Source organism: Ligilactobacillus ruminis DSM 20403 = NBRC 102161 (genome assembly GCF_900113455.1).
Lineage (GTDB): Bacteria > Bacillota > Bacilli > Lactobacillales > Lactobacillaceae > Ligilactobacillus > Ligilactobacillus ruminis.
On the sequence record NZ_FOPI01000052.1, the window covers coordinates 1 to 6,913 of the forward strand.

The 6,913-nt window shown below is 43.8% G+C and carries 7 protein-coding genes; all 7 read right to left on the bottom strand.

Annotated elements, in window-relative coordinates:
* Positions 1 to 424 precede the first annotated feature (424 nt).
* On the bottom strand, positions 425 to 1,174 hold the full coding sequence (locus tag BMZ95_RS10395; protein ID WP_046922013.1) for a LiaF transmembrane domain-containing protein: 750 nt from the start codon (positions 1,172 to 1,174) through the stop codon (positions 425 to 427).
* Positions 1,171 to 1,626: a LytTR family DNA-binding domain-containing protein gene (locus tag BMZ95_RS10400; RefSeq protein WP_014074202.1), complete on the bottom strand. Its 456-nt coding sequence runs from the start codon at positions 1,624 to 1,626 to the stop codon at positions 1,171 to 1,173. The genes BMZ95_RS10395 and BMZ95_RS10400 overlap by 4 nt, the downstream gene beginning before the upstream one ends.
* 191 nt (positions 1,627 to 1,817) lie before the next feature.
* Complete coding sequence (locus BMZ95_RS10405) at positions 1,818 to 2,930, bottom strand: ABC transporter ATP-binding protein (protein WP_014074203.1); 1,113 nt, start codon at positions 2,928 to 2,930, stop codon at positions 1,818 to 1,820.
* Positions 2,931 to 3,116: 186 nt separating this feature from the next.
* Positions 3,117 to 3,965, bottom strand: a complete 849-nt coding sequence (locus tag BMZ95_RS10410) for a PucR family transcriptional regulator (protein ID WP_046922014.1) — start codon at positions 3,963 to 3,965, stop codon at positions 3,117 to 3,119.
* 441 nt (positions 3,966 to 4,406) lie between these two features.
* The gene (locus BMZ95_RS10415) at positions 4,407 to 4,979 is read right to left on the bottom strand and encodes an NUDIX hydrolase (protein ID WP_046922015.1); all 573 of its coding nucleotides are present in this window, start codon (positions 4,977 to 4,979) and stop codon (positions 4,407 to 4,409) included.
* A gap of 48 nt (positions 4,980 to 5,027) precedes the next feature.
* Entirely contained in the window at positions 5,028 to 6,344 is a 1,317-nt protein-coding gene (locus BMZ95_RS10420; RefSeq protein WP_056990486.1) for an aspartate kinase, read from the bottom strand.
* 299 nt (positions 6,345 to 6,643) lie between these two features.
* The coding region (locus BMZ95_RS10425) for an IS3 family transposase (protein WP_143455023.1) at positions 6,644 to 6,913 on the bottom strand (270 nt) is incomplete at its 5' end.

A 6,913-nucleotide genomic window follows, 5' to 3' on the forward strand; every position in this document is an offset into this window, starting at 1 on the left:
GCTGTCAAGGGAACCTCTTCGAGGTGCGCAGATGGCGCACCCTTGACAGCTCCTTCAAGAGTGATAGTGGACAGACATGGATGCATTCGCATCCCCTGCACAACTGGTGCCTGGGAAAAAATATTTTACACACAAATTAGGACTTGACTCTGGCTTATACGGGCATATCCCAAAAATCGACGTTTTGCCCGTAACCGTGGGCTGCATTTTACGGGCATATTTCAAAAATCGATATTTTGCCCGTAAACGGTCCTTGACGACAGATTCGCAGCACTGCATTTTGCAAAAGAAACTGATTTCACGTATCGAAATTGAGAAAATGCCGAACAAAACAAGTCACAAATCGACCCGCATCGTTCGGCATTTCATTTAATCAAGAGGAACCTTTTTAGAAAATCCAGTGCGGCATCATCTCCGCTTAAAATTATACGTAGTGAATCTTGACGTCGCCCAAGCGGACGCTTCCTTCGACTTTAAGGTTTTGGGTTCCTTCGCCGGACGGCATGCCGACAAACTTAACGTCTGCCAAAAAAGCATCGACGCTGTTGTTGACATCCCATGACCTCGGCACGTAAATGTTGACGTCGCCTAAAGAAACGTCAACTTTGATCGTTGCATGCCCGTCCTGAAGCATGGCGTTGTCCAAATACAGATTGACGTCCGAAAGATTGGCCTTGACGTTGATTCGTCTGAGATTTTGCGATTGAACATATCGCGACGTCGTATTCAAAAATGAATTGACTTTGATCGTCGATCCAACCTCATTTTCGGTAAATTCCTCATATTCTTTGCTTTCTTCCTCTTTTCCGTTATCCCCATTAATAATAATGTAATTTTTGCCTGATGAAACATTTTCATACCAAAACTGAAAATGCTGCTTAAAAATCATGTTCAACCCGATCGTAATCAGCAGTGCTGCCCCAAGAATCGTCCAGGATCCGACGCTTCGCAGATTGAGCTGGTCTTGATAAATAATCAGCAAAAAAGCAATCGAAAAAACGCTCGTTCCGATTTTCCTTTTGCTCAGCCCCTCAATCAGTCCAGCACCGAAGAACAACGTTCCGACAACCTGCCAAAAACCTAGCGGCACGCTGTATTTCAAACCCAGGCGACTGATAACCAAAGCAATCGCGGCTAAAATCAAAAGCACGCCCCAAAATTTTTTTCTCATCATATTTTTTCCCTCACTTCCTTCATGCGTTCACGCAGCAGCTTGTAATATCTTCTAGACACGTAAACCTGCTTGTGCGTATTCGCAAATTGAATCGAACATCCTGAAATAGACTGCGTCAAAGCGTATACGTGACTGAGATTGACGATGGTCGATTTGGAAATCCGCATGAATTTTCCGCTCAAAATACCCTCCAATTCGTAAAGCCTGTGCTTAACGACAAAAACATCATTTTTCGTATGAGCGTAAACTTGCCTTTCGCTTGTTTCAAAAAACAAAATTTTATCCGCGGAAAAGAAATATTCCGTGCTGTCCTTATAAAAAATCAGCTGCGGCGTCTTTTGAATCTTTTGCAGCAAAGAAAGCATCCGTTCAACCTCTTCATCGTACTCGTTCGTTCTCAAAACAATTTCTTTTTCCGAAACATCAGTGCCGATCTCAACTCGAACCCTCATCATCTCACCTCTTTACGTTTTTAATTTAACCATTTTTCAAATTTGCTGTAAACAAATTCGGTTCAAGCGGTCATTATTTGCGCTCAAGTGACACAAATCCTCGTCTGAGAGAACGCACTGCATTTTATAAAATACATAAAAAGAGGCTGCGGAGCATTCCGAAGCCTCTTTGAAATACTAGGGGTCTGATTTTAATATACGGACAATTCCGAGTCTTTGTCGAAGAAGTGCGCCTTGTTGATGTCAAAGCCCATTTGAACCTTCGATCCTGGCGCAAGGTAGTCGCGCGCGTCAACTTTTGAAACAAATTCCGTATTGCCGACGCGGCTGTAAAGCTGCGAGTCAGCGCCAAGAAGTTCTGAAACGACGACTTCAGCGTTGACGACAGACTCAGGGAACGTTTCGAGGAAGGCAGGTTCTGAATGAATGTCTTCCGGACGAATGCCGAAGATGATTTCTTTTCCGTCATAGCCCTTATCCTTCAAAACCTTCAAGCATCCTTCTGGAACCGACAACGTAAAGTTGTTGCCATCATCGGTAATTTTGCCGTCCTTAAGCGTCACGTTGAAGAAGTTCATTGCCGGTGATCCGATGAATCCACCAACGAACACGTTTGCCGGATGATCGTAGACTTCTTGCGGAGTTCCGACTTGCTGAATCTTGCCGTCGCGCATGACGACGATGCGATCTGCCATCGTCATGGCTTCAGTCTGATCGTGCGTAACGTAAATCGTCGTTGTCTTAAGTTGCTGATGCAGCTTGGCGATTTCTGCGCGCATGGAGACGCGAAGCTTGGCATCAAGGTTTGAGAGCGGTTCGTCCATCAAGAAAATCGGTGCATCACGCACGATTGCGCGACCCAAGGCAACACGTTGACGCTGACCACCAGAAAGAGCAGCCGGTTTGCGTTGGAGATATTCCTCCAGACCCAAAATCTTTGCGGCATGATGAACGCGCTTGTCGATGTCTCCTTTGTCATACTTGCGCAGTTTCAAACCAAATGCCATGTTGTCATAAACAGTCATGTGAGGATACAAGGCGTAGTTTTGGAAAACCATGGCAATGTCGCGATCTTTTGGTGCTTCATCGTTAACAACGCGACCGTCAATCAAAAATTCGCCCTTGGAAATGTCTTCCAAGCCGGCAATCATGCGCAATGTCGTTGATTTGCCGCAGCCTGATGGTCCGACAAAAACGATGAATTCCCGATCCTTGATGTCCAAATTGAAGTCGGTTACGGAATATTGACCGTCTTCGGCATTATCATAATGCTTGTAAATATGTCTTAAATTCAATTCAACCATTTTTTTCACCTGTCTTTTATCATGTTTACGCTTACAATTATATTGAAAAGGCTCTCTTTAGACTAGCACAAGTTGCACAAAAAATTCAGCAACCTTTGTGCACTTTTACGAAAACGGTTGCATAGACGACGCAAGCTGCTAAAAGCGTTCCTTTTCAATTTCCGCACCACTCAAAAGCGTCCATGGTCACTGCAGCATCAGATAGCAAAAAACCAGGTCATCCATCCGGCGCAAATTGAGTCCGGTCTCCTGACGAAGTCTGTCTATTCTGTACTGAAGCGTGTTTCTGTGAAGATATAACTTTTTTGCCGCTGATGAAACGTTGCCTTTTTCATGATACAAGGCAACGACGATCTTTTTCAGCTGCGGGTCTTCAGAAATCAATTGATGGTATTTTTGGGCAAGCGGACTTTTTGAGGTCATTTCATGACAATAGTAATGAAGCGCTACTTCGGACAGATCAAAAACCTGTTCAGACGGATTTTCCGTCAAAAAAACCCGCCGTTCTGAGGAAAAAAGTTCGCGCAAATCATCCTTATGATTCCAGATATGTCCGACAAATACACGGCAGCTTGCACCAAGATCGGCATCAAGCGCCTGAATTATTCCCTTAAACTCCTCTTTGTCAAAACTTGCAGCATTGATTTTTTCAACCGCCACGCCGCTGTTCTTTGACAAAAAGAAAACAGCTTCCGGTTCTTTTGGAAACAGTGCGGAAAAAGCCTTTTTGAACATCTCCATGTCAAACTCGGCTTGGTTCAAGGAGCGTATCTCATATTGGATAAACCTGATCTTGCCGCGCTTGATTGGTTTAACATTGCTTTTTTTCGTCAGATAATCCTGCCATACTCCGCATTCGACTTCAAAATCAGCTGTTTTCCCCAAGAAAATTTCCAAAATATTTCGCTCTTTTTCTGACAGTTCAGCTGCGGGAATATTCAAAAAGGCATCCCCTTGCCTGAATGAAATCGCCCCGGCCTGTTTTTCTCCCAAATTTGCTTGCGGAAAAAGTGCAAGCAGTTTCTCAATATCCATGAACATCCCTCTAATCAATCGCTATATCATTTTTATTTTATGCAAAACCAGCCAATTATGCAAGCGCTTTTATTCGGAGATTCTTCTTTGCGGTTCGTCATGCGGAAGCTCCAAATTTTTTTAAAAAAGGGTCTTTGAGAAAACTCTGCCTCAAATTGAAAAAACGAATCAGATTTGCAATTGATTGCAAATCTGATCCGGTTTTTTGCGTATGCATGACAAGCGCCTGTTATGATGGAAATAACCCAAAATAATCGGTTTCTTTTCCATGTATAAAAGCACTCAAAAGATATGCTCCGTCAGGACATGAGTATTTTGCGCGCTGATTTAGCGAGCACTGCATTTAAAAAAGCCGACAAAGTCAGTCGTAAATCAACCGCCTTCGTTCGGCTTTTCATTTAATTCAAGCAAGAAACGGGACTTTTTCAAATCCTCTTTCAACTAATCCGCTGCGGCAATTTTCTTAACGAGTTTTGAATAAATTCGTTCATTCATCCATTGTTCGGAAACGCGCTTTGAGATATCTGCAATCCTGATCCAGGAAACCGCCTTGTTTTCATCAGGTTTGCTTTGCAGGTCAAATGCAGGATCCGTTTCCAAAAGATACGTCACGTTCAGATGCAGATGAGAAGGCACGTATTCTCCGCGTTTCTCATGCCCGTTGACCGTCAAAATCTCGACGGAGAATATGCCGTCATCCAGAAAATGCAGCTTGTCCGGGGAAAGGCCGCACTCTTCGCCGATTTCCTTTACGACGACGTGCTTTAAATCAGCATCGCCGTCAGCATGTCCGCCCATCCACGACCAGGAGTTGTAAATGTTGTGAAAGCACATCAAGGTACTTTTTCGATCCGGTGATACGATCCATGCCGAAGCGGAAAAATGAGCCGTTTTGTTCTTTCTTGTCAAAACGTCCGCCCCGCTCTTGGCCAAGTCAAGCATCACGGACAAATCGCGTTCTTCCTGTTCGTTGTAAGGAACAAACGCTTCTAATTGTTTAATGAGATTATCCATATTTTACACCATTCACATATCGTCAGTGTTCTGATTGTCTGACAGCTTTTACACACGCGCCACAAAATTTTCGTAGATTGCCCTGATTGCGGCTTCAAAATCGTTATTGGCAACGCCGACGATAATGTTCAATTCTGAAGATCCCTGGTCAATCATGCGAATGTTGACGTTTGCGTTGGCCAGTGCGGCAAAAAGTCTTGCCGCAGTCCCGCTTTGAGACTTCATTCCGCGACCAACGACCGCAATCAATGCCAGATCCGATTCGATTTCGATTGAATCCGGTTCGGTCATTCTGTGAAGACGGGCCATGACTTCCTGTTCTTTAAGCAGGAATTCGTCTTCATGTACGACGACTGAAAGAGTATCGATTCCGGAAGGCATATGTTCAAACGAAATATTGCTTTCTTCAAATGCTTGCAGCACTCTGCGTCCAAAGCCAATTTGAGAATTCATCAAGGCCTGCGTAATCGTAATCGAACAAAAGCCTTTTTTGCCGGCAACTCCGGTAATCGTATATGCAGGTTTTTTGGCCGTGCTTTCAACGATCCATGTTCCCTCATCTTGAGGACGATTCGTATTTCTGATATTGATCGGAATCCCCTTTGAGCGAACCGGGAAAATTGCTTCTTCATGCAAAACGGATGCTCCCATGTATGAAAGCTCGCGCAGCTCACGATACGTGATCGTGCTGATTGTCTCTGGATCTTCCACGATACGCGGATCGGCAACAAGAAATCCTGAAACATCGGTCCAGTTTTCATAAACATCAACCCCGGCAGCAGCAGCCACGATTGACCCCGTCACGTCAGATCCGCCGCGCGAAAACGTCTTGACGCGTCCATCCTTTCCTTGTCCGTAAAAACCGGGAATCACCGCATGTTCAACCTCTTCAAGGCGCTTTTTCAAAACCTTGTTGGTCTTGTAATCATTCAGCTGCCCCTCTTCGTTGAAAAAAATCGTTTCATAAGGGTCGATGAACTCAAAACCGAGATAATTTGCAAGGACCTTTCCGTTCAGATACTCTCCGCGAGAAGAAGCATAGTCAAGGTAAGGATTTTTTTCAAGATTCTCCTTAATTGTCGCAAATTCATCGTCAAGCGTCATCTCAAGTCCAAGTCCGTCAATAATTTCATCATATCGTGCTTTGATTTTCTTCAGCTGTTCGCCCAAGTCGCCGCCTTCAACCGTAATTTCATAAGCCTTGATCAGCATGTCCGTGACTTTCGTGTCCTTTGAGAAACGTTTGCCAGGAGCGCTTGGAACAACGTATAATCTTGATTCGTCGGCACTGATGATGTTACCGACCTTTTCAAACTGCTTTGAATCGGCAAGAGAGCTTCCGCCGAATTTAACCACTTTCCTCATAATTACCCCAACTTCTATACTTTATTCTTAGTTCTCTGTAATTTACGAGAACTCCTCATCTTGAATTTTCTAACAAACATGCTATGTCCGTCAAGTGAAAAGTGAACTTTTTCGGATATTATTTCCTAAATCAAAAATCTGCGTCTTCTTTGCGATCGTTTGGCGTCTTTTTGGGGAAATACAGGATTTTGGGCTACTTTCGGGAGCACGAACACTGCACTTGGCTGAATGCAGATCCTATAATGAAAAATCCGCGCCATCACTGAAGTGCAATAAAAAAGTTAGACAAAATTAAACAATTAAGCTGTCATGGCATGATTTCGGTATTCTACCGGAGTCATGCCTTTTGTTTTTAAAGAAACCCGTTCGTAATTAAAGAAATGGATATAGTCTTGAACCATCATTTGAAATGCAGTAATGTCTTCAAATAATGGTAGCCCATCCAGCAACTCAGTTTTCAGTATGTGGAAAAAGCTTTCCACTGGTGCGTTATCCAGACAATGTCCCTTACGAGACATACTTTGAACAAAGTGATGGTTAGCCAATCTTTGAGTATAGTAAGGCAACTG

Coding starts and splice junctions, on each gene's coding strand:
- BMZ95_RS10395 (WP_046922013.1), bottom strand. CDS start 1,174: ATGATGAGAAAAAAATTTTGGGGCGTGCTTTTGATTTTAGCCGCGATT.
- BMZ95_RS10400 (WP_014074202.1), bottom strand. CDS start 1,626: ATGAGGGTTCGAGTTGAGATCGGCACTGATGTTTCGGAAAAAGAAATT.
- BMZ95_RS10405 (WP_014074203.1), bottom strand. CDS start 2,930: ATGGTTGAATTGAATTTAAGACATATTTACAAGCATTATGATAATGCC.
- BMZ95_RS10410 (WP_046922014.1), bottom strand. CDS start 3,965: ATGGATATTGAGAAACTGCTTGCACTTTTTCCGCAAGCAAATTTGGGA.
- BMZ95_RS10415 (WP_046922015.1), bottom strand. CDS start 4,979: ATGGATAATCTCATTAAACAATTAGAAGCGTTTGTTCCTTACAACGAA.
- BMZ95_RS10420 (WP_056990486.1), bottom strand. CDS start 6,344: ATGAGGAAAGTGGTTAAATTCGGCGGAAGCTCTCTTGCCGATTCAAAG.